Genomic DNA, 23,073 nt, shown 5'->3' with positions numbered 1-23,073 from the left:
GACAACGGGATTGGCGAAACCCATGAGCGATACGTTTCTCTACACCACCCCCCTCGACCCGCGTGCCAAGCCGCTGATCGACGAACTGATCATCGAATATGACAGCCGCTACGGCACCTATTTCAGTGACGAAGGTGCCGCGGCAGAGCTCCACCGCTATCCGCCGGAGGCTTTCGCGCCGCCGCATGGCAATTTCGTGCTGCTGATCCGCAACGGTGAGACGATCGGCGGCGGTGCCTTCAAGCACCATGACGACCGCACCGCCGAGTTCAAACGCATCTGGACGCGCTCCGACCTGCGCCGCCAGGGACTGGCGCGCAAGGTGCTGCTTGAACTCGAAGCGCAGGCTGCGCGCCAAGGCTATTCGCGGATCTATCTGACGACCGGTTTCCGGCAGCCGGAGGCCGTCGGCCTCTATCTCGTCAACGGCTACACCGCGCTGTTCGACGTCGAAGCCGATCCGGAGATCTACAAGACGCTGCCGTTCGAGAAGGACATCACCCATCTCGTCGCGTCGCTCGCCCTTCTCGGAGAGCCGCATCCATCGCATCTGCAGCCGGCCAGCCACTCCTAACGCCATCGTCCGACGGGCGCACCAACCACTCCAGAGAGGATGCATCATGGCCATTCTGACCGATTATGCCGGCGTTGCCGATGCGGGACGAACGAGCGAACCCAATCCGGGCTATGCGCATTACCGCATTGTCCCGGCCCGCCACCCGGCGCGCGCACTGGGCACATTGTTCGCCGCGCTCGTCATTGCCGGCGTGCTTTATTCGGTGCTGACCAATCCACGCTGGGGGTGGCCGGTCTTTGCCGAGTGGTTCTTTGCCGAGCCGGTGCTCGCAGGCCTCGGGCGGACATTGCTGCTGACGGCGCTCGCCACGGTTTCCGGCTCGCTCTTGGGAACGGCGCTGGCGCTCGCCCGGGTTTCGAAGTCGCCGCTGCTCGGCGGCTTGTCCTTCGGCTACATCTGGCTGCTGCGGTCCATTCCGCTGATCGTGCTGCTGCTCGTTCTCAACAATCTCGGCTATCTCTACGAGACGATCTCGGTCGGCATTCCCTTCACCGGCACCACATTCTTCAACTACCCGACCACCCAGCTACTGACACCGTTTGCGGCAGCCTTCCTGGGGCTCACGCTCAATCAGTCAGCCTTCTTTGCCGAGATCGTGCGCGGCGGCATTCTCTCCGTCGACCACGGGCAACACGAGGCCGCTGCCGCACTTGGCCTTCCGCGGCACCGCCAGGCATTCCGGATCGTGCTGCCGCAGGCGATGCGCTCGATCCTGCCGACCGGCTTCAACGAGATCATCGGTCTCGCCAAGAGCACGTCCATGGTCTACGTGCTGGCGCTGCCCGAACTGTTCTACACCGTTCAGGTCATCTATCGCCGCAATCTCGAAGTCATTCCGCTCCTGATGGTTGCGACCGTCTGGTATCTGGTGATCATGACGGGGCTGTCGATCGCCCAGCATTATATCGAGCGGCATTTTTCCAAGGGTGCCGTCCGCAATCCGGTGCCGCTGCCGTTCCAGGCGTTCTTCTCGCGGTTTCGACGTCCACTGGCCGAGGTTGCTAGCAACGGCGCGATCGCCCGCAAGGCCGGCTTTCATGACGCAACGGCGTTCCGCGCCGGCGGTGCCGTCCGCATCCACGGCATCTCCAAAAGTTTCGGTCCGCTGAAAGTGCTGGATGATGTCGAGCTGAGCTTGCCCGCCGGCAGCGTCACGGCGATCCTCGGGCCGTCCGGCTCTGGCAAGTCGACCCTGCTGCGCGCCATCAATCATCTGGAGCGGGTCGATGACGGCTTCATCTCGATCGACGGCGATCTCGTCGGCTACAGCCAGAAGGGCAACACGCTCTATGAACTGAAGGAGAAGGATATCTTGAAGCGCCGCGCCGACATCGGCATGGTGTTCCAGAATTTCAATCTCTTCCCGCACCTGACGGTCCTGGAAAATCTTGTCGAAGCGCCGATACAGGTTCGCGGTCTGAAGCGCGACGATGCCGTCCGGCTGGCGCAGGATCTGCTGGCGCGGGTGGGCTTGAGCGACAAGATCAACGCCTATCCCCGACAGCTTTCGGGTGGCCAGCAACAGCGTGTGGCGATTGCGCGGGCTCTCGCCCTCAGGCCGAAGGTCCTACTCTTCGACGAGCCGACCTCGGCACTTGATCCGGAACTGGTTGGCGAAGTGCTCGATGTCATCAAGGAACTGGCGCGCACCGGCACGACGCTGGTGATCGTCACCCACGAGGTCGGTTTTGCCCGCGAGGTCGCCGACACCGTCGTCTTCATGGAAGCCGGACGCATCCTGGAGGCTGGACCACCGTCACGCATCTTCACCGCCGCGGAACATCCGCGCACCCGCGAATTCCTCGCCAAGGTTCTCTGAAAATTCCAGGCGTGCATGGGCACGCTGGATCAGGCCGACGCAATCTGCAACCTAAAGGTGAAATGGAGACCAAGTACATGGCATTCTTCGACAGAGCAAAGCTGCTTTTGGCAGGGGCGGTCGCCGTCGCGACGCTCGGTACAGCCTCGGTTCAGGCGCAGGAGAAGTTCGATCTCAGCCCCGATAGGTCCAACCGTGTGCACGCCGAGCGAAACGAAGCAGCCATCAAGGCCATTGCGCCCGACTTCAAGTTCGTAAACCCCGGCAAGTTCACCGTTGCCGTCAACCCGTGGGATCCACCGATCGCGACCTACGCCTCGGACTCGAAGACCGTTGTTGGCGCCGATCCCGATCTTGCCTCGTTGGTGGCCGATTCCCTCGGTCTTGAACTGGATCTCGTGGCCGTCGCCTGGGCGGATTGGCCGCTCGGCGTCGCTTCGGGCAAATATGACGCGGTGATCAGCAATGTGAGCGTGACCGAGGAGCGCAAGGAGAAGTTCGATTTCTCGACCTACCGGCGCGACGTGCTCGGCTTCTTCGTCAAGTCCGATAGCCCGATCACCTCGATCAAGGAACCGAAGGACGTGGCGGGCCTGAAGGTGATCACCGGCGCCGGCACCAACCAGGAAAAGATCATTCTGGAATGGGACAGGCAGAATGTCGCCGCCGGGCTGAAGCCGATCGAGGTGCAGTATTATGACGATCGCGCGGCGAGCGATCTGGCGCTGCAATCCGGGCGTGCCGATGTGGAATTCAATCCCAATGCGACGCGCGCCTATGCCGCTTCGATCCGCAATGACACCAAGGTCGTCGGTATCGCCAGCGGCGGCTGGCCGCTGACGGCCGAGATCGCGGTGACGACGCGCAAGGGCGGTGGGCTTGCCGACGCAATTACCCTTGCCGTCAACGACCTGATCAAGAACGGCAAATACGGTGAAGTGCTGAAGCGCTGGAGCCTGACCGACGAGGCCGTGGACGCATCGCAGACCAATCCTCCGGGCCTGCCGAAGAGCGGTTCCTGACCATAACCGGTTGCGGGCCGGAATGTGCAAGTGCCGCCGGCCCGCTCCCTCAACATCCCCTCCGGAGACGACAAATATGTTCGGTTTGGCCGCACTACGCCCCTCGTTCATCGCCGCATTTGCGACGGCACTCTTCCATCTCGGCCCGTCTGCGGCCGCCGACGGCTTCGACTTCAGCCCGGAACAACCGGGGCGCATTCGTGCCGAACGAAACGATGCGGCCATCGCGGCAATTTCGCCGGGCTTCAAGTTCGTAACGCCGGGCAAATTCACCGTTGCCGTCAGCCCCGGCGGGCCGCCGCTTGCGACCTATGCGACCGACGCAAGAACGGTGATCGGCGCGGATCCGGATTACGCACTGGCGGTCGCCGACAGTTTCGGGCTGACCCTGGAGCTTGTACCGATCGCCTGGATCGATTGGCCGCTCGGCCTGACGTCGGGCAAATACGACGCGGTGATTTCGAATGTCGGCGTCACCGAGCAACGCAAGGAGAAGTTCGATTTTTCGAGCTACCGTCAGGGATTGCACGGCTTCTTCGTGAGGGCTGACAGCGCGGTCACCTCGATCAAGGAGCCGAAGGACGCCGCCGGCCTCAGGATCATCGTTGGTGCAGGCACCAGCCAGGAGCGCATTCTTCTCAAATGGAACGACGAGAATGTCGTAGCCGGACTGAAGCCACTCGAGCTGCAATACTATGACGATGAGGCGACGAGCCTTGTAGCACTGGCTTCGGGTCGCGCCGACGTGATCGTCCAGCCACACGCGCAGCTTGTTTTCATCGCGGCCCGAGACAAGAACATCAAGCGCGTGGGAACTCTGAGCGCCGGCTGGCCGGAGCGTTCCGACGTGGCGATCACCACGCGCAAGGGCAGCGGCCTTGCCGATGCGCTAACCGCTGCCACCAATGGCCTCATCGAAAATGGCGCCTATGCCAAAATTCTCGACCGCTGGCACCTGGCGGAAGAGGCGCTGCCGAAGTCGGAAACCAATCCTCCCGGTCTGCCGAAATCCTGAGGGTGCGCAACGATGACGAAGCACAAGATCTCGATCGATCACATCGGCTTTCTGACGCCGGGAAACTATGCGAGCGACGATCCATTGGCGGGCCTGGAGCAGACGCTCCGCCTGCTCGAATATGGTGAGACACTCGGTTTCGCCAGCGCCTGGGTGAGACAGCGCCATCTGGAACCCGGCATCTCGTCGGCAGCCGCCTTTCTGGCGGCGGCCACCCAGAGAACGGATCGCATTCAGCTCGGCACGGCGGTGATCCCGATCGGTTATGAGAATCCCTATCGGCTGGCCGAAGACCTTTCGACCGTTGACGTCCTGTCGCGTGGCCGCCTGAACGTTGGCTTGAGTGCGGGACGCCCGCCGCATGTGGATCTCATCGGACCACTCGCCTTCGATGGGGACTGGTCTGCCTACGATTTCTCGCATCAGCGGGTTCTGCGTTTTGCGCAAAATCTGCGCGGGGAATTTCTCGGCGACGACTACACCGTCATCAAGACACCGTTCGGCCCGCAGCGCCCGCGGTTGCAACCCCATGCCAAGGGACTGGCCGACAGGCTCTGGTACGGCGGGGGCTCACTGCGTTCGGCCCGTTGGGCTGGCGAGAACGGCTTCAATCTGCTGATCGGAAACGTCACGACAGGCGAGGAGACGGACGACTTCTTCGAGGCACAGGCACGTCAACTCGAAACCTATCGACAGGCTGGCGGAGCAGAAAGGCGCGTCGCGCTCGGCCGCGTCATCGTTCCGCTCGACGGCGCGGACGCCAGCACCCGCCGCCGGTATCTCGACTATGCCGCCGGCCGCCACGAGCGCACGCTGACGCCGCAAGGCGAGCGGCGAACGCTGTTTGCCCGCGATCTCGTCGGCACGTCCGAGCAGATCCTTGAACGATTGCTTGCTGACCCGATCCTCCCACATGTCCGCGAACTCAGGCTCGAATTGCCCTACGAGTTCGAGCACGACGAGTACCGTCAGATCCTCGATGATGTCGTAGCTCGCATCACACCGGAGCTTGAATGGTCTCGGACGCCACCCGGCGCCCGGGCAAACGAGGGCGCTGCCCGAGCACAGTCTTCGGACCCCGCTGCCGCCTAGGACGCGGCCCACAAGCTCAGACAACAACGATACAAGGACATGTCTCACGTGACCAAAAGCGTCGACTTCTTCTTCTCGATCGGCTCGCCCTGGTCTTTCATCGGGCTTGAAGCCTTTGCCGTGCTCGCGCGCCAGAACGGCGTTGAGATAAAGCCTTACCTGGCGACCGTGGTTGAGGAGAATGGCGGCATCTTCTCGCGCAACCGGCCAGAGGCGCGACGCGCGTACGGCACGCGCGACCTGAAACGCTGGAGCCGTGCCCGGGGCAAGAACCTTCTTCTCGACGGCCGCCCCTGCGTCGCGGTTGGTGATTGCCGCCTATCTCGACGGCAAGGACTGGCTCGCCTTGACGGAGGCTCTGCAGGAGGCCTTCTGGGTCCGTGCCGAGGACATCGGCCAGCCAAACGTGCGCGAGGCCGTGGCGGTCCGCGCCGGTTTTGATGGCGGTGCCTTGCTTGCACGGGAAGATGCCGGAGATGTTGCCGGGAAATGGGCCTCCGATCGGGATCATGCGGTCAAGAACGGCGTCTTCGGGTTCCCGACGTTTGTTTATGACGGCGAGATCTATTGGGGCCAGGACAACCTGCCGTTTCTGGAACAGCACCTGAAAGGCGAGAGGCCGTAGGCTTGGCGGGGGCGGAGATCGAGCGCTCGCGCGACGCCGCCGGATCACTTTTCCAACCCTCGCCCGATCTTTGGGCCTGGGTTCCTTTAATCTACTGTTTAAGTCGATAATTTTCAGGGTGCTTGAAGCCGAGCAGTCGAACGAAACCTTTCCGTGGTTCGCGCATTTCTAAACAGCTTTTGACGAGGTGTGCCATGAGTGTCCTGCGGCAATATGAACGCCTGAGCGCGATCCGAGATGTCCTGCAAGGCAAGCTTGAGCTTTACGAAGCGAGGGATTGTTTCGGCATCGATGATTTCGAAGACGGAACGACGAACGAACTTCGAGACCGCATCGCAGAGCTTTCGGACGAAATCACCAATCTCAAGCGTCGACGTGAACGCTACGAAAGCTGGTGAAAACGACTCTGCGGCTGAAGGCGACAGACAACAACGCCACTACACGGGAAAACCATGACCATCGAAATCAATTCGCGTATCGCCGGCCACCCGATCAACCCGCTGTTCCTCGAGCGCTGGTCGCCACGCGCCTATGCTGGAGCAGATATCTCCGAAGCCGAACTGTTCGGCATTCTGGAGGCGGCGCGCTGGGCGCCCTCGGCCTATAACGCGCAACCCTGGCATTTCATCTATGCCCGCAGAGGCACCGAGCATTGGGACAAGCTGTTCGGCATCCTCAACGCGTTCAACCAGAGCTGGGCCAAGGACGCTTCGGCGCTGATCTTCGTGCTGTCGAAAACATCGCTGCTGCCACCGGGCGCCAGCGAGGAAGTGCCCTCTTACACGCATTCATTCGACACCGGCGCCGCCTGGGGTGCGCTCGCGCTGCAGGCCGCCTATTCAGGCTGGCAGGCACACGGAATGGCCGGCCTCGACTATGACAGGGCGCGGACCGACCTTGGCGTCCCGTCCGATTACCGCGTTGAAGCCGCCGTCGCCATCGGCAGGATCGGCGACAAGGCGCAACTGCCCGAAGGGCTGCGGGAGCGCGAAGTGCCGAGCCCACGGAAATCCCTTTCGGAGATCTCGTCCGAAGGCCACTTCGAGCGGTCTTAACACGCGGACACCAGTGACCACGCCGAGGGCTAACCTTGCCCTCGGCGAATGCATTCGGCAGGTCGCGAGTGCCGTCTTAATCTCAAAGCGGCTCCTCGACAGCGGTATCATGACTGGGGGCATCGCGCAGGTTCACGCCGGAAAACAGCTCCGAACCAAAGGCCCGTTGTGCGACGATCGACGGAAACGTCACGTCCCGCACGTCGAAGGACGGCATCAGGTTCATCATCGGCAGGATGCGCTCGAACACCGCACCGCCGAGCGGGGCCGCATTCCAGCCGGAGGTACGAAAGCCATAGGTTTCCGGCAGCCCCTTGGGTTCGTCCAGAATGGTCAGGAGCAGATAACGCGGATTGTCGGCCGGCACGACGCCCATGAAGGACGTGAGATTGAGATCCTTGGCATAGCGCCCGCCGACCACCTTTTCTGCCGTGCCGGTTTTGCCGCCGATGAAATAGCCTTTGACCTCGGCCTTTCGTGCCGACCCGCTCCTGGCATTGAGGCGGAGCAGAAAGCGCATGGCTTCGCCGGTTTCGGGCTTGATGAGGTCGGTGGCAAGCAGCCGGTCCTCGACGGCTGAGCCCTTGATCAAGGTAGGCCTGATCAGGCGCCCGCCGTTGACGAGCGCGGCAACCGCAATGCTTGCCTGCAGCGGCGTCACCGCAATGCCGTGGCCGTAGGACGCGGTTGCCGTGTCGATCTGCCCCCAGGAGCGCGGTAGTTGCGGGTGGGCGCTTTCCGGCAGCTCGGTCGTCAGTCGCGACATCTGGCCGAAACGGGAGAGAAAGGCGCGGAAGTTTTCAGGACCCAGCGCGATTGCCATCTTCGCCATCGAGATGTTGGAGGAATAGATGAAGGCTTCCGGCAGGCTGAGCGGCCGGTATTTGCCGAGATAATCGCGGATGCGAAACCGGCCGAAGGCCAGCGGCTTGCTGGCATCGATGACCGAGCGGATGGTGAACTGCCCGGAATCGAGCGCCATCGCGGTCGTAAGCGCCTTGAAGGTGGAGCCCATCTCGAAGGTGGCGGCGGCAATACGGTTGATACGGTCCGGCTTCAGCGCATCGGCGGGGTTATTGGGGTCGAAATCCGGGGCGGAGGCAAGTGCCAGCACTTCTCCATTGGTGATATCGAGCACCAGCCCGGCGCCGGCCTTTGCCCCGAACTTCTCGATCGCCTTGGCAAGCTCGATCTGCAGCGCGTGCTGGATCCGGATATCGAGCGTCAGCGTGACAGGCTGCAGGTTCTGGTGGGAGAGATCCATGCCCGTCTGTCGCAGGACGTCCAACCCCTGGCTTTCGATCCATTTTTCGATGCCGGCGATACCAATATTGTCGATATCGACGGTGCCGAGGACGTGGGCCGCGAGCGAGCCGTTGGGGTAGACGCGCCGCTTTTCCCGCTGGAAGCCGACCGCAGGAATGCCGGCATCCCAGAGTGCCTGCTCCTGCGCTGGCGTCACCTGGCGCTTGATCCAGGCGAAGGGCGTCTTGCTGTTCAGGCGCTGGTGCAGTTCGCGGGCATCGAGATCGGGGAAGATGGCTGTCAGCTTCTCCACCGCCTCGTCGACGTCGCCGATGAAGCGGGGCTCGGCATAGACGCCGGAACTCGGCACGTCGATCGCCAGCAGATTGCCGTTCCGATCCAGGATCGAAGGGCGGCCGACCGAGGGGCGCTTCGGGACATAGCCGGTGGTCTCGATTTCGGCCGTGCCCAGCTGGATCAATCGCGCGAGCATCGTCAGGAACACGACGACAAAGACGGCGATCAGAAAGAGGATGCGCTTGCGGCGATCCGCGCGCGATGAAACGCGTTGAACCATTTCAGTAGAGCCCGCCGGTATTGCTGAGCAGCTTCTGCCGCAGTTGAGGTGTCAGGCCCTTGTCCGCCTCGCCGGCCGGCAACTCGGCCATCTCGTTATCGTCGATGACGGTACAATTGCCCTCGCAGGGACCGGTCCCCGGCTTGAAGGCCTCGACGATGGCGCCTGGTGCGCCGTCCTCAGCCACCCGGCCCGTCTTTTTATCGACCGTCTGGAAAACCATGCCGGGCGGCGGGTGAAACTCGGCCGCGGGCTTTCCCTGAAGCGCGACCTTCATGAAGTCGATGAAGATCGGTGCCGCCAACCCGCCGCCGGTTTCGCCGTAACCCATCGGTTTTGGCGTGTCGTAACCGAGAAAAACGCCCGTGACGATGTTGGGGGTGAAGCCCACGAACCAGACGTCCTTCTCATCGTTGGTCGTTCCGGTCTTGCCGGCGATCGGGACGCCGAGTGTTGCGACATTTCTGGCGGTGCCTCGTTCCACCACGCCGCGCATCATCGCGGTGATCTGGAATGCGGTCATCGGGTCGAGCACATAATCCCGGTTGTCGGCAAGCACCGGCTCTTCCTGGTTTTCCCAGGCGAGCGCGTTGCAGTCCGCACACTGGCGGCTGTCCTGTCGGTAGATCGTCCGGCCGTATCGATCCTGGACGCGGTCGATCATCGACGGGGTGATGGCCTTGCCGCCGTTGGCGATGACGGCATAGGCGGAAACGAGCCGGAGCAGGGTCGTTTCACCGGCGCCGAGCGCCATCGGCAGGTAAGTGCGAAGCTCGTCGTAGATGCCGAAGCGCTTGCCGTAGTCGGCAACAAGATCCATGCCCAGATGGCGGGCAAGGCGGACCGTCATCAGATTGCGGCTGTTTTCAAGCCCCGTGCGCAGGGTCGAGGGGCCGCTGAAGCGTCCGTCGTAGTTCTTCGGCCGCCATGTCTTGCCGGTACCATCAGGAATGGCGATCGGCGCGTCCATGACAAGCGTGGTCGGCGCATATCCGGTATCGAGGGCTGCGGCGTAGACGAACGGCTTGAACGACGAGCCGGGCTGCCGGTAGGCTTGGGTCGCGCGGTTGAACTCGGATTGCGCGTAGGAAAAGCCGCCGGCGACCGCAAGCACCCGTCCGGTGTTCGGGTCCATCGAGACCAGCGCTCCCTGCACCTGGGGCGGCTGGCGCAGGACATGGCCGGCCTCCAACTTCTCAACATAGACGACATCGCCCGGTGACAGCATGCCGTCGAGGGAAGAGCCGCAACGGCGCTTGCCTTCGGTGAGCCGGCACAAAGCCCAGGCTGTGTCGTTGCGGTCGATCGTGACCGTGGGTGCGTCGGCTGTCGAGGCACCGGTCACGACCGGCCTGAGACCGAGTTCGGCTGTATCCTTGGCTGCAGAGAGGACGACGGCGAGCTGCCATTCCGGCACGTCCGCGAGCGGCTGGCGCTTGGCGAGCGCTTGGCGCCATCCACCAAGGGAGGGCAGGCGGGTGAGCGGGCCTCTATATCCCTTCGCCTGATCGTAGGCGACGAGGCCCTTTCGCAACGCCTGCATGGCCGCCTGTTGCAGCCGCGGATCGAGCGTCGTGCGCACCGAAAGCCCGGCGGTATAGAGCGCTAACTCGCCATAGCGGGTGCCGAGCTGGCGGCGCACATCCTCGGTGAAATAGTCCGTCTTGTCGGCGGATGTCTCCTGTCGTTTCGGCTTGGTGCCGAGCGGCGAGGCGGTCGCTGCCGCCGCAACGTCGGTATCGATGACGCCGTTGCGGCGCATCTGTTCGATGACCCAGTCGCGCCGGGCGACGGCCCGGTCCGGATGCCGGTACGGGTCATAATTGTTCGGAGCCTTCGGCAGAGCGGCGAGGTAGGCGGCTTCGGCCACCGTCAACTGACCGACCGGCTTGTCGAAATAGGTGAGGGCCGCCTGTGCGACGCCATAGGCGCCGAGACCCAGATAGATGTCGTTGAGATAGAGTTCGAGAATCCGGTCCTTAGAATAGGTCTGATCGATGCGGATCGACAGGATCGCTTCGCGCAGCTTGCGCTCCACCGTGCGGTCTGACGACAAAAGGAAGTTCTTGGCGATCTGCTGCGTGATCGTCGAGCCGCCGATCATCCGTCGACCCGAGCCGTAATTGGCAAGGTTCGACCAGAGCGCAGTGGCAAGGCTCGTCAGGTCGATGCCGGGATGAAGGTAGAAGTTCTTGTCCTCGGCCGAAAGGAATGCCTGCTTGAGCCGGGCAGGCATGGCGCCGATCGGCAGGAACAGCCGGCGTTCCCGCGCATATTGCGCGATCATGGCGCCGTCACCGGCGTAAAGCCGGGTGGTGACCGCCGGCTCCCAGTTTGCCAACGCCCGATGATCCGGCAGGTCTCGTGTCAGGGCCGCAGCACAGAATGCCAGTGCGACGCCGAGAAGCGTGGCGAGGTTGATCAGGGTCGCGAGCAGGTTTGCGATGAGCTTCATAATGGATGTCGGGGACTTTCGAGGTTCGAACGACACGGCTTCGCCATCCGATCCCGATGGGAGCGGCTGACATGCATGGTCTGTTGCGTGAAGGCGATGCGCGGTAGCGGAGCAGGCTCAGGCGCCTGATGTTTCGTCTATGCAGCCAGGGGCAATCTGTCGCCTCCGTTTCGCCACCAAAGGCTGTGACCACCGCAGCCGCGGCTCGCGGCTGCGGTGGTCACAGATATGGCGGTGCGAAATTTGTGGGGCACGTGCCTATGGGCGTTCAGTCGAGACGACACATGGTTGGATCCTCCACGGAGACGTATGTTTGAGGAGCCAGATCCTCTATGCGTTGGCGGACACGCCCCGACGAAACGGGGTGCCGACGTGAGTTCACCGTAAAGCGGTTGTACTGCCGCGGCAAACCACGTTTATTTGCAGGACCCATTAGCTGAATTAGGGCATCCATGGTCAGACCATATCTCCCTCTCAATGCGCTTCGTGCCTTCGAGGCATCCGCACGACATCTGAGCTTTACCCGCGCGGCGATCGAACTGTGCGTGACGCAGGCTGCTGTCAGCCACCAGGTCAAGTTGCTGGAGAGCCGGCTGACCGTGACGCTGTTCAAGCGCCTGCCGCGCGGCCTGATGATCACCGCCGAGGGCGAGGCGTTGCTGCCGGTGCTGCAGGATTCCTTTGATCGCATGGCCGATATGCTCGAGCGGTTCGAGGGCGGCCATCTCAGGGAGGTCTTGATGATCGGTGCCGTCGGCACCTTTGCTGTCGGCTGGCTGTTGCCCCGCCTTGCGGATTTTCAGGAAAAATACCCCTTCATCGATGTCCGGCTGTCGACGAACAACAACCGTGTCGACATGGCTGCTGAAGGGCTCGACTACGCCGTTCGCTTCGGCAGCGGCTCCTGGCACAACATCGAGGCGACGCGGCTGTTCGAGGCGCCGCTTTCGGTCCTGTGCGTTCCTGAGATTGCCGATACGCTGCGCCGTCCCGCCGATCTTCTGAGCCAGACGCTGCTCAGGTCCTACCGGGCGGATGAATGGGTCAACTGGTTCGCCGCCGCCGGCATCACCTATCCGGCGCCGCTTCTCAAGGGCGTCGTCTTCGATTCGTCGCTCGCCATGATGGAGGCGGCCGCCCAGGGCATCGGCGTTGCTCTGGCCCCTCCGTTGATGTTTTCCCGGCTACTGTCAAACGGCACGGTACGCCAGCCGTTCGACGTCTATACCTCGATGGGGAGCTACTGGCTGACGCGGTTGAAGTCGCGCGCGCCGACGCTGGCGATGTCTGCCTTCCACGATTGGCTGATGGCGGCGAAGGAAGACAGCTCTGCTCAATTGCATGAGCCGGAGGCGAGCAACTCGGCATAGGCTGCACTGCGTCGGCGAGGGACAGTGTCGCCAGCGGTCGGCGCACGACTATTCTCCGTAGCTGACGATCCATTCCGGCGGCTCTCTTTCCAGGCTGCCGTCGATACGCACGCTCCTGTCCTTCGCCCAGCGATAGCCCCACATCGGGCCGTATTTCGTCGTATAGGAGAGCGGCCGTCGATAGGCGGCATCGGCCTGCGCCTTTTCGAGCGTAATGAAGCCGGGGCCGCTTTCTTCGAACAGCGACAGGATCCCCTTGATGGCGTCCGCATTCAGCCGGTTGACATGCAGCAACATGATGGCCGGCGGTTCGTAGCCAAGCACCTGCTCGTTGAGATCGGCGTAGTAGGCGATCTGTTGCTGGGTGTGCATCAGATAGGCCGTCCTGATGCGGTGGGCGGCTTCCGTGTCATTCTCGGCAAGGGCGCGCTCATAGGCGCGATCGAAGACATCGTTCGAGGTGTCGATGGTGGAGGCGGCAATCGTATAACCAAGCTTCGCCGCAAGGGCCGCAATCGCCTTCTGTTTTTCCGGCGTATCGACGGTGTGGTTATAGGGGAAGCGCAGGAAACGCAGATCCTTGCCTGCGGCCTTGAGTGTTCGCCTCGTCGTCTTCTCGCCATCAACGATCTCGCGCTTGATGCCGGCGATGTCGAGCGTATTGGTGTCCGCGTGCGAAAAGGTATGATTGCCGAGCGTCAGTCGCGGTCCGGTCCAATCCTTCAGGATGTCCTTTGCAACCGGTCCGACGGCGCGCGCCTTGCTTTCCACGACAAAGCCGATTGCCGGTGCCTTGTGATCCCCAAGGGCGGCAAGAATGCGGGCGTTCGCATCCTGGATGCTTTGGGCTGAAGGCTGATCCGCTCCGTCGTCGCCGGCATTGGCGTGGGGCAGGTCGTCGAATGTGATGGCGACGGATTTCTCCCGGGTGACGCCGCCGGTTTCAGCATGAGCGTCGATCAGGAAGAAAACGAGCGCAATCCAAGGCGTGAAAGCAAGCGGTATGCAGCGCCTGATTGTGCCGGCCGTTCGTGCGCATATCCCTGCCAAGTTCTGCCGCGTGCTGCAGGCGCAGTGAAGTCCGGTTTCCTTCACCATCGTCCCTCTTCTGCGAATGGAAATGAGAACGACCCTCGTACGCAAGGGTTGCTGGAGCATTGCATGGGCGAGATTTTCTCGCCGCTGTCATGTCGCGCGGAAGACCGTGGTCTCCGTTGATGCCGGGTAGATTGCCTGCCGCTCGAAATGCAAATTATTCTAATGACTGCTGCAAATTATCGTCGTTTGCCGACGGTGTCACAGCTGCTTAGGCAAGACGCATCCGAGGTTCGTGAAGCGTCAATTCGAGATGCGGAGGCTGGTATGAGAAAGTTGATACGGTGCGCCCTGGCGACGGCGATCACGACGGTATGCCTGGCGAGTGCGGCGATAGCCGACAATGCCGATTGGTCGCAGCCGACGAAGCCATTTCGCGTCGTCGGTAATATCTATTACGTCGGCACCAAGGGGCTGGCGGCCTATCTCATCACATCAGGCAAACAGGCCATTCTGCTCGACGGAACGCTGAAGAGCACCGCATTCCTAGTCGAGAGCAATATCACGGCGCTCGGCTTCAAGCTCTCCGATATCAAGATCATCGTCACCAGCCATGCGCATTTCGATCATGTCGCCGGCGTTGCGCAAATCAAGCGCGACAGCGGCGCCAAGCTCTATGCGATCGCCGCGGATCGTTGGGCGCTGGAAAACGGCCTGCACGACGGCGAGACCACCTATAAGCGCGGGACGTTTCCGGCGGTCAAGGTCGACCATGTGCTTGCCGACGGCGAAGTCGTGGCACTTGGAGACGTCAGCCTGAAGGCGACGCTGACGCCCGGCCACACGCCCGGCTGCACCACCTGGTCAACATCGGTGACCGAGGCCGGACGCGCGCTCAAGGTGGTCTTTCCCTGCAGCGTCACCGTCGCCGGCAACAAGCTCTTCGGCAACAGGCGCTATCCCGGCATCGTTGCCGACTTCGAGACGAGTTTCGATCGGCTGGCGGCTATGAAGGCGGATGTGGTGCTGCCGGCTCATCCGGAATTTGCCGATGTTCTCGGCCGGGCCGCGCGGCGGGACGCAGGCGAGAAAGTTGCTTTCATCGATCCGGATCTGCTCAGCCAGATCGTCGAAAAATCCCGCGCCGCCTTCAAGAAGGAGCTTGCAAGGCAGAAGGCGAGACAATGAGAGAGACGGGCCGCACTTTGCGTGGCCCGTTGCCTTTGGCGGCTCAGTCCGAAACGAGGCCGTCAAACACTTCGAGCATGGCCTCGCTGATGGCTTTGCCGAGGGTTGCGGCTGCGGCACTTAAGGCAGTGTCGTCCATGTCGCGCGCCGCCATGGCGAAAGACGCGCCTTCGGTCACGACGATTTCCTGCGCGCGCTGGATTGCCCAAAGGGCAAATTCGCTGCGGTCTGCGATTTCGACGGTTTCCATGGCAGGCTCCTGATCTGTTCGAGTGAAGCCTTATAACCATATCGACCGCACAGGGGACCGTCCGCGTGATCCTTTGATGTGGAATCCCAGAAATAATCGCGCCGCGGCGCGATTTTTCACGTCAGGACCGCTTGGTGGCGCCTTTTCCGAAAGCAACGGCGGGGGACTTCCGTTGCGGTTTAAAGATGAGTATTGAAGGAAGGAATAAAGTCCGGAAGACAGGCCGTCCCGAAGACGGACAAAGCGATAATGACGTTTCAGCCGCGGATGCAGAACAAGATTGCCGGTTTCAAGATCCTGGGCGAGTTGCACCGCCGGGAGTGGAACGGGATCATTGCCGATGTGTGGGATGTCGAGTGCGACCCGCGTGCCGGCGGCTACTACGTCTCGAATGATCCGCGGATGTTCATCGTTCTCGATGCGCAGGGCGGAAGCAGCTGCAACGTCAAGCTCTCTTCACAGGGAAACGGCACGGTCCAGAATTACCGGGAACAGGCGATCTCCTACATCCCGGCCGGCATGGAGATCTGGGCGGATGTGGTCGATGTCAAATATATCCGTCATCTCGATCTGCACTTCAACATCGACATCCTCAGCCGCCGGCTGATGGAGGATCTCGACGCTGACCGGTGCGACGTGCCACGGCTGATGTTCCACGACGAGCGGTTTCTCCAGCTCGCCCGGCTGATCGCCTCGGAATGCCTCAATCCTGAGCCTCTCCACGATCTCTATGGCGACGGCCTGACGCTTGCGCTGTTCATCGATCTGATGAAGCTCAACCGTGCAAGCACGCGCAAGCGCAGCCAGCTCGCGTCCTGGCAGCTGCGTCGGGCGGTGGAGTACATCGAGGAAAACAGCGTTCGCAACATCCGGCTTGAGGAACTGGCGAGCCTGGCCGGGCTTTCGCAGTCCCATTTCAGCCACGCCTTCAAGGCATCGACGGGCGTGGCGCCGCATCAATGGCAGACGAACGCCCGGATAGAGCGGGCAAAGCATCTGCTATTGAAGAATGAAGCGTCCCTGACCGCGATCGCTGCCGAAACCGGCTTCTCGGACCAGGCACATTTCACCCGCGTCTTCCGCAAGGCGGTCGGAACGACACCGGCGCTTTGGAAAAGAAGCCGTCTCGTCTGAGCAAATGCCTTCGGCTTTGAACAGTTGCCCGCACATATTTGCCCAAGAGTGTTCAACTTTCGGGGATCGAAACAAGCCTCGCCCTAATAGTTGATATAAATGCTCATCTTATCAGCAGTCAGGAAGCCGGGCCGGACGCTGTGGGGATGGCGGGTCCGGCACGCAGGGGCGACGATACGATGCAGCGTCATGGTGAAAGTGTGCGTTTGAGAGAACTGCTTGCGAGCGGCGTCGCCGGTTTCGCGTTGCTGGTGTCGACGGCGGCTGTCGCCCAGGATGGCAGCGCCACGAAACTCGAAAAGATCGAAGTGCAGGCGCAGGGCGCGCGCGACGAGGCCACGGGGCCCGTTGACGGTTACGTCGCCAAGGCCACGACGACGGGCTCCAAGTCAGCCACGCCAATCACTGAAATCCCGCAATCCGTCTCCGTCATCGGTCGCGATGAACTCGACGATCGCGGCGTGGTCAACAAGGTCGACGAGGCCTTGCGCTACACGCCTGGTGTCACCGCCGAACCTTTCGGCACCGACGCGGATACGGACTGGTTTTATATCCGCGGCTTCGATGCGACGCAGACCGGCGTGTTCCTCGACGGTCTGACGCTCTTCAGCTTTGGTTTTGGCGGTTTCCAGATCGATCCCTTCATGCTTGAGCGGGTCGAGGTGCTGAAGGGCCCCGCTTCGGTGCTCTACGGCGGCGCCAACCCCGGCGGCATCATCAACCTGATCAGCAAGCGGCCGCTCGATGAACCGCTCTATTACACGGAGATCGGCATCAACAGCGAAGGCAATGCCTTCACCGGCTTCGACATCAACGACAAGCTGACCGACGATGGCACTATCCGATACCGCGTCACCGGCAAGGTTGCGGGCGGGGACACCTACACCGACTTCTCAAACGATCTGCGCGGCGTCATCATTCCGCAGATCACCTACGCCCCGGACGATGCGACGAGCCTGACGGTTTACGGCGTTCTGCAGGGCCTCGACCAGGTGCATGTCGGCAACGGCTTTCTGCCCTATGTCGGCACGGTCGTCGATGCGCCCTTCGGCAAGATCGATCGCGACGCCTTTTATGGCGAACCGGATCTGGACACGGGCACCTATGTCCAGCAGATGATCGGCTACGAGGCCAGGCATGAGCTTGAAAGCGGCTGGAGCCTGACGCAGAACGCCCGCTACAGCCACCTCTACAAGCACGAGGCTGGCCCCTATACCTTCGGCTGGGTGGGCGGTGCGCCGACCGGACCGGATTATCTGCTCAATCGGATCGGCTTCGAGGCGACGTCCAAGGTCGACACCTTTGCGATCGACAATCGCGCCGAGAACAAATTCGACCTCGGCGGTGCGAACCATTCGTTCCTGGCTGGCCTCGACTACAAGTACTACCGGCTCGATCACATCCAGGCCTGTTGCGGCGCAACGCCGATCAGCGCCACCGATCCGGTTTACGGCGTGCCGCAGAACCCGAACTTCGTCTATCTCGACCAGGTCGTCAGGCAACAGCAGGTCGGCGTCTACGTCCAGGACCAGATCCGCTTCGGCGGCGGCTGGCTCGTCACCCTCAACGGCCGCTACGACTATGTCGATACGGTTTCGAAAGCGGTGGTCGGAACGAGCTTCGATTCGAACGACGGTGCCCTCAGCGGCCGTGCTGGCCTTGCCTATGAGTTCGACAATGGCGTGACGCCCTATGTCAGCGTCGCGACCTTCTTCAACCCTCTCGTCGGAACGCGCACGACCGATCCGAGCGACCCGCTGAACCCCGCCAAGCTTGCAGCCCTGCAGCCGGAGGACGGCCATCAATATGAAGCCGGCGTCAAATACGAACCGACCTTCGTCGACGGCCTGTTCACTGCGTCGGTGTTCCAGATCACCAAGCAGAACGTCTCGGTCCCCGTGCCCGGCTTCTTCGTCAATGCGCAGCTCGGCGAGGTCCAGTCGACCGGCTTCGAGCTTGAGGGCAAGGTCAACATCAACAATGACTGGAAGGTCATCGGCGCGTTTTCCTATACGGATCTTGAGGTTACCGAAGAACTCGACGCCAGCCTGATCGGCAAGTCGCCGGTCATCGTGCCGGAAACGCAGGCGTCGCTATGGCTCGACTACACCGTGCCCTCGGGCGCGCTTGAGGGACTGAGCGTTGGTGCCGGCGTCAGATACCAGGGTGAATCCTGGGCCGACGCAGCCAATACGCGGAAAGTACCCTCCGCCGCATTGGTCGACGCGGCAATCCGTTACGAGAAGAATGATTGGGCGGCATCGCTCAATGTCTCCAACCTCTTCGACAAGGAATATGTGAAGGGGTGCCAGGGGCTATCGGTTTGTGGATATGGCGAAAGCCGGACGCTGACCTTGAAGCTCAGCAAGAAATGGTAATGCTGACTATAACAGTATAGTTTATGTGAACCGTTCGGGACCGGCCGTGACCGGCCCGGATCCGCACTCAGCTCTCAGGAAACGAATCGTTGTCGTCACCGCTGCTTGCCCTTTCCGATGTCCGCCATTCCATCGGTTCGAAGCGCATTCTGGCGGGGATCGATCTCTCGCTTGAAGCCGGCAGGATCTATGGACTGGTCGGTCCGAACGGATCGGGAAAGAGTACGCTGCTCAAGATCCTTGCGCGCCAACTGACGGCGGAGAGTGGCCGCGTCCTACTGGAGGGCAAGGAATTCGGCGAGTGGCCGGGGCGCGCCTTCGCGCGCAAGGTCGCCTACATGCCGCAATTCACGCCCGCAACCGACGGGATGACGGTGCGCGAACTTATCTCGCTTGGCCGCTTTCCCTGGCATGGGGCCCTTGGTCGTTTCACAGCGCATGACCGGTCGCTGGTTGATGCCGCGATTGCGCGCACCGAACTCGGCGATTTTGCCGACCGTCCGGTTGCCAACATGTCCGGTGGCGAAAGGCAACGTGCCTGGATCGCGATGATGCTGGCCCAGGATGCCCGCTGCCTGCTGCTGGACGAACCGACGTCGGCACTCGACCTCGCCCATCAGTCCTCGATGTTGTCGCTTCTGCAATCCCTTGCGAGGGAAAGGCAGCTCGCCATCGTCATCGTGCTTCATGACATCAATCTCGCCGCGCGCCACTGCGACGAACTCTTCGCGCTGAATGCGGGGCGCATCGCCCATCGCGGCGGGCCTGATGCCATCATGCAGACCGATGTGCTGCAGGCGATCTTCGGCGTTCAGATGGGCGTATTTGCCCATCCGGCGACCGGCAACCCCGTCAGTTACCTGCTTTGATGCGCATGAACGGCAGACGACTTGCACGACGAGAGTTTCTCGCGCTCGGTGCCGCGGCCGCCCTGCTACCGCGTAGCCTGCGAGCGGAAGCGGGTGTGCGGGTCGCGACGCTCGATTGGGCGCTTCTGGAAACTCTGCTGGCGATCGGGGCCAATGTCGTCGCCGCGACGGAACTTTTGCAGTTTCGCGAGGTCGCCGTCAAACCTGAGATCCCCGCAGGGGTCGCCGATCTTGGCTTGCGCGGCACGCCCAATTTCGAAGCCTTGCGGCTGGCGGCGCCCGATCTCATCGTCAACTCCAATTTCTATCAGTGGGCGAACGAACGCATGTCGCGGATCGCCCCGGTCGAGACCCACTCGGTCTATGTCTCAGGGCAATCTCCCTATGCGCTGTCGGAAAGCGCCGCCCTCGCGCTCGGCCAACGGTTGAAGCTCGATAACGCTGCGCGCTTCGTCGACGGGGCGCGGGCCGAGCTGGAACGGTTGCGCCAGCGGCTCGGAGGCGGCGATGGCAGAGCCGTCATGCCGATCAATCTCGGTGACGCCCGACACTTCCGCGCCTTCGGCGCCGACAGCATCTTCGGCGATGTGCTGGCGCGGCTCGGCCTCGAAAATGCCTGGAAGGATGCCACCAGCTATTCCGCAAATGCTCCGGTCGGCATCGAGGCACTGGCTGCCGCCCCGGATGCCTGGATCGTTCTCATTCCGCCCCATCCGCTCGATGCGCTTCGAAGGCTTGAACAAAGCGCCTTCTGGAATGCCCTGCCGGCGGTGGCGGGCGGGCGCGTGCTGACGCTCGGTTCGGTCAATCCCTATGGCGCAGTTCCCGCCGCCTTGCGTTTTGCCAATCTGCTGGTCGAAGGGATGCTCAATGCACGGAACGGTTAGGCGTGGCGCCGTCCTTCCGGGTCGGCCCTGGGCAAACTTGGCGCGCGCCGGCGTTGCACTCGTCTCCATCTGCGCGGTTGCCCTGGTTCTTCTGACGCGTCCGCAGGCGCCGGGCAGCGTCGAGCTGACCGCCAGGCTCGACCAGCTCTACCTCTGGCATAGTCTGCTACCGCGCCTCGTCGTGGCGATCGTTGCCGGCGCATCGCTCGGCCTTTCCGGCGTGCTGCTGCAACGTATCCTGCGCAATCCGATCGCCGACGCCTCGACGCTCGGGATCGCGTCCGGCTCCGAGCTTGCGCTGACAGCGGCGGTCGGTCTTGCGCCTGCGGCACTGGACGTCTCGCGGGAGTGGGTGGCTTTCTCAGGCGGGATTGCCGCCGTTGCCATCGTCGTCGGCCTCAACTGGCGGCGTGCGCTCGATCCGGTGGCCGTTGCCCCGTCCGGCATGATGGTTGGCCTTATGGCATCGGCGCTTGCGGTTGCGATCATTCTGGCGCGCGGCGAATACGCCATGTCGATCTTCATCTGGGGAGCGGGATCGCTTGCGCAACAGGACTGGAGCACGGTGCTATCACTTGCACCGCGGTTTGTTGTCGGCCTCGCCATCGCCTCTGTGTTGCTGCGGCCGCTGACGTTGCTTGGCCTCGACGATGCCGGTGCCTCGAGCCTCGGGCTCTCTGTCAACTTCGCCCGTCTCGGCGTGTTGGCCCTGGCCGTCTGGCTGTCGGCGTCCGTCACCGCAGAAGTCGGCGTCATCGGTTTCCTTGGTCTGGCCGCGCCCGCAATCGCCCGGATGCTGGGTGCCCGCACCATGAAGCAGATGATTCTCGCGGCGCCGCTTTCCGGTGCCGCACTTCTGCTTGTTACCGACTGCGCGATGCAGCTTCTGTCTCCGGGCTTTTCCGATCTCGCTCCGGCCGGCGCTACCGTCGCCTTGCTCGGTGGACCCGTTCTGCTTTTCCTGTTGTCGCGCATACGCGGACCCCTTGGAGGGCCTGGGCGCGTTGCTGCTGCGCCTGCTCGCGAACTTCGCCGCCCGTATCTGGCGCTGGCGTTGCTTGCAGTCGGTGTCCTCCTGCTTGTGCTGGGCGCTGTCGTCATCGGCCGGGACGCCGATGGCTGGATGGTCGCGACCGGCCGCCTGTTTGAGGACCTGCTCGTCTTTCGCGGCCCGCGCACGGTCGCAGCGGGTGCAGCGGGCGCCATGCTGGCCGCCGCAGGTTTCCTGATGCAGAAGATGACGGGAAACCCGGTTGCAAGCCCGGAGGTGCTGGGTGTCAGTGCCGGCACCGGTGCGGGACTGACGATCGCGCTGCTCTTTGCACCATTCGCCGCACCGCCGATCATGCTCACGGGCATGGCGCTCGGCGGTCTTGCGGCCTTCCTTGTGATGCTCGTCATCAGTGCGCAGAGCCGCTTCAGCCCGGAGCGCTTGCTGCTGGCGGGTGTGGCGATCGGAGCCTTCTCGATGACGCTGGTGACGGTCGTGCTATCGAGCGGCGGCATGCGCGGCTTCGTCCTTTTGACCTGGCTTTCCGGGTCGACCAATCGTGTCGGCGCCTTCGAAGCCTGGATCGCCGTCGTCTCGGCGATAGCCCTCATCGCGCCGCTGCCGTTCTTTGCGCGCTGGCTCGCCATCCTGCCGCTTGGCGACGACGCTGGTCGTGCGCTCGGTCTGGCGCTTGGCCGCAGCCGTTTGCTGATTGCGCTGTTCGCAGCGCTGCTGACGGCCGTCTCCTGCTTCATCGTCGGACCCCTCAGCCTGATCGGACTGGTGGCGCCGCACGTCGCCCGGCTGCTCGGTTTTCAGCGCGTTCTTCAGCATCTCATCGCGAGCATCCTGCTGGGCGCGGGGCTGCTTGCCGGCGCCGACTGGCTGTCGCGGCTGATTATCTATCCCTACCAGCTGCCCGTCGGGCTCTTTGCCTCGCTGGTCGGCGGGCCATACCTCATCTGGCTGCTCAATCGCACGGAGAAACCCGCATGACCGAAACGCGTCGCGCTTGCCGTGTTGCGCTGAACGGTCGACATTCGGATATCGGCGTTCGCGCTCTCGAACGCCTGCCGAAGCGGCTCTAAGAACGACGGCGGATACGAGGTGACGACCACCAGGTCCTGTTTTTCGGCCGCCTGAGCCGCGGACACGAGCATGGTGACGCAGGCAAGTGCCAGCAGCCGCAATGCCGCAAGAATGACGAACCGGACCTTCAACACTTCACGCCACCACAACCAATGCCTGCTCCCTTTGGGAAGCATGCGCGCGGGGTCCCTCCCTCATTATCGTCATCCCGGCGGGTTGATCCCGCCATCGGCCGACTGTTTACTCTGCTATGAAGACCGTGTCGCCGTAAACCCTGACGCGGCCTGTACACTGTTGCAAACGAGCCGCACCGGTTGTGCTTTGGCGGCATGGCTAGATTTCCTCGCTTGGCGGTTGCGGTCGATTCGCCTATAACCCGACTTCCGGCAACAGATCAGGG

The 23,073-nt window shown here is 62.5% G+C and carries 18 protein-coding genes and 1 pseudogene; 15 read left to right on the top strand and 4 right to left on the bottom strand.

Annotated elements, in window-relative coordinates; all coding sequences use genetic code 11:
- Positions 1–22 precede the first annotated feature (22 nt).
- The 8 genes and pseudogenes from AC244_RS20115 (at position 23) to AC244_RS20075 (ending at position 7,205) form a co-directional block, all read left to right on the top strand.
- Positions 23–574: a GNAT family N-acetyltransferase gene (locus AC244_RS20115; RefSeq protein ID WP_053250591.1), complete on the top strand. Its 552-nt coding sequence runs from the start codon at positions 23–25 to the stop codon at positions 572–574.
- Between the two features lie 46 nt (positions 575–620).
- On the top strand, positions 621–2,396 hold the full coding sequence (locus AC244_RS38770; protein WP_082366962.1) for an amino acid ABC transporter permease/ATP-binding protein: 1,776 nt from the start codon (positions 621–623) through the stop codon (positions 2,394–2,396).
- Between the two features lie 77 nt (positions 2,397–2,473).
- The gene (locus AC244_RS20100) at positions 2,474–3,418 is read left to right on the top strand and encodes an ABC transporter substrate-binding protein (protein WP_053250590.1); all 945 of its coding nucleotides are present in this window, start codon (positions 2,474–2,476) and stop codon (positions 3,416–3,418) included.
- Positions 3,419–3,494: 76 nt separating this feature from the next.
- Positions 3,495–4,433: an ABC transporter substrate-binding protein gene (locus AC244_RS20095; protein WP_053250589.1), complete on the top strand. Its 939-nt coding sequence runs from the start codon at positions 3,495–3,497 to the stop codon at positions 4,431–4,433.
- A gap of 12 nt (positions 4,434–4,445) precedes the next feature.
- Positions 4,446–5,525 carry an LLM class flavin-dependent oxidoreductase gene (locus AC244_RS20090; protein ID WP_082366960.1) on the top strand — a complete coding sequence of 360 codons (1,080 nt, stop codon included), beginning with the start codon at positions 4,446–4,448 and terminating at the stop codon, positions 5,523–5,525.
- Between the two features lie 48 nt (positions 5,526–5,573).
- A pseudogene (locus tag AC244_RS20085) lies at positions 5,574–6,150 on the top strand (2-hydroxychromene-2-carboxylate isomerase).
- Positions 6,151–6,344: 194 nt separating this feature from the next.
- Positions 6,345–6,548, top strand: a complete 204-nt coding sequence (locus AC244_RS20080) for a hypothetical protein (RefSeq protein WP_053250588.1) — start codon at positions 6,345–6,347, stop codon at positions 6,546–6,548.
- A 54-nt stretch (positions 6,549–6,602) separates the two neighbouring features.
- Positions 6,603–7,205, top strand: a complete 603-nt coding sequence (locus AC244_RS20075; protein ID WP_053250587.1) for a nitroreductase family protein — start codon at positions 6,603–6,605, stop codon at positions 7,203–7,205.
- A gap of 82 nt (positions 7,206–7,287) precedes the next feature.
- On the opposite strand, the gene AC244_RS20070 is transcribed toward AC244_RS20075, so the two are convergent.
- Both AC244_RS20070 and AC244_RS20065 read right to left on the bottom strand, forming a co-directional pair.
- Positions 7,288–9,027 (bottom strand): peptidoglycan D,D-transpeptidase FtsI family protein, encoded by a 1,740-nt coding sequence (locus AC244_RS20070; protein ID WP_053250586.1) that lies wholly within the window; start codon positions 9,025–9,027, stop codon positions 7,288–7,290.
- A 1-nt stretch (position 9,028) separates the two neighbouring features.
- Positions 9,029–11,482 (bottom strand): penicillin-binding protein 1A, encoded by a 2,454-nt coding sequence (locus AC244_RS20065; RefSeq protein WP_082366958.1) that lies wholly within the window; start codon positions 11,480–11,482, stop codon positions 9,029–9,031.
- Between the two features lie 452 nt (positions 11,483–11,934).
- Here AC244_RS20065 and AC244_RS20060 point away from each other — a divergent pair, with 452 nt between their 5' ends.
- A complete protein-coding gene (locus AC244_RS20060) occupies positions 11,935–12,852 on the top strand; it encodes a LysR family transcriptional regulator (RefSeq protein WP_053250585.1) in 918 nt (305 codons plus the stop codon).
- 48 nt (positions 12,853–12,900) lie between these two features.
- Here AC244_RS20060 and AC244_RS20055 read toward each other — a convergent pair whose 3' ends face one another.
- The gene (locus AC244_RS20055) at positions 12,901–13,950 is read right to left on the bottom strand and encodes a polysaccharide deacetylase family protein (RefSeq protein WP_053250584.1); all 1,050 of its coding nucleotides are present in this window, start codon (positions 13,948–13,950) and stop codon (positions 12,901–12,903) included.
- 264 nt (positions 13,951–14,214) lie between these two features.
- On the opposite strand from AC244_RS20055, the gene bla reads away from it, so the two are divergent.
- Positions 14,215–15,075 carry a subclass B3 metallo-beta-lactamase gene (gene bla / locus AC244_RS20050; RefSeq protein ID WP_053250583.1) on the top strand — a complete coding sequence of 287 codons (861 nt, stop codon included), beginning with the start codon at positions 14,215–14,217 and terminating at the stop codon, positions 15,073–15,075.
- A gap of 43 nt (positions 15,076–15,118) precedes the next feature.
- On the opposite strand, the gene AC244_RS20045 is transcribed toward bla, so the two are convergent.
- Positions 15,119–15,325, bottom strand: a complete 207-nt coding sequence (locus AC244_RS20045) for a hypothetical protein (protein WP_053250582.1) — start codon at positions 15,323–15,325, stop codon at positions 15,119–15,121.
- Positions 15,326–15,574: 249 nt separating this feature from the next.
- On the opposite strand from AC244_RS20045, the gene AC244_RS20040 reads away from it, so the two are divergent.
- From AC244_RS20040 to fhuB, 5 genes are all read left to right on the top strand, one after another.
- Positions 15,575–16,459 (top strand): helix-turn-helix domain-containing protein, encoded by an 885-nt coding sequence (locus AC244_RS20040; protein ID WP_053250581.1) that lies wholly within the window; start codon positions 15,575–15,577, stop codon positions 16,457–16,459.
- 179 nt (positions 16,460–16,638) lie between these two features.
- On the top strand, positions 16,639–18,837 hold the full coding sequence (locus AC244_RS20035; protein WP_053250631.1) for a TonB-dependent siderophore receptor: 2,199 nt from the start codon (positions 16,639–16,641) through the stop codon (positions 18,835–18,837).
- 89 nt (positions 18,838–18,926) lie between these two features.
- Entirely contained in the window at positions 18,927–19,706 is a 780-nt protein-coding gene (locus AC244_RS20030) for an ABC transporter ATP-binding protein (RefSeq protein ID WP_053250580.1), read from the top strand.
- Between the two features lie 5 nt (positions 19,707–19,711).
- Positions 19,712–20,593: an ABC transporter substrate-binding protein gene (locus AC244_RS20025; protein WP_053250630.1), complete on the top strand. Its 882-nt coding sequence runs from the start codon at positions 19,712–19,714 to the stop codon at positions 20,591–20,593.
- Complete coding sequence (fhuB, locus tag AC244_RS20020) at positions 20,577–22,580, top strand: Fe(3+)-hydroxamate ABC transporter permease FhuB (protein WP_082366953.1); 2,004 nt, start codon at positions 20,577–20,579, stop codon at positions 22,578–22,580. The genes AC244_RS20025 and fhuB overlap by 17 nt, the downstream gene beginning before the upstream one ends.
- Positions 22,581–23,073: the final 493 nt, after the last annotated feature.

Source organism: Ensifer adhaerens, assembly GCF_001270265.1.
Classification (GTDB): Bacteria; Pseudomonadota; Alphaproteobacteria; order Rhizobiales; family Rhizobiaceae; genus Ensifer; species Ensifer adhaerens_B.
The sequence above is the reverse complement of the archived record's forward strand: the minus strand, read 5'-3'. Positions and strand labels throughout refer to the sequence as shown.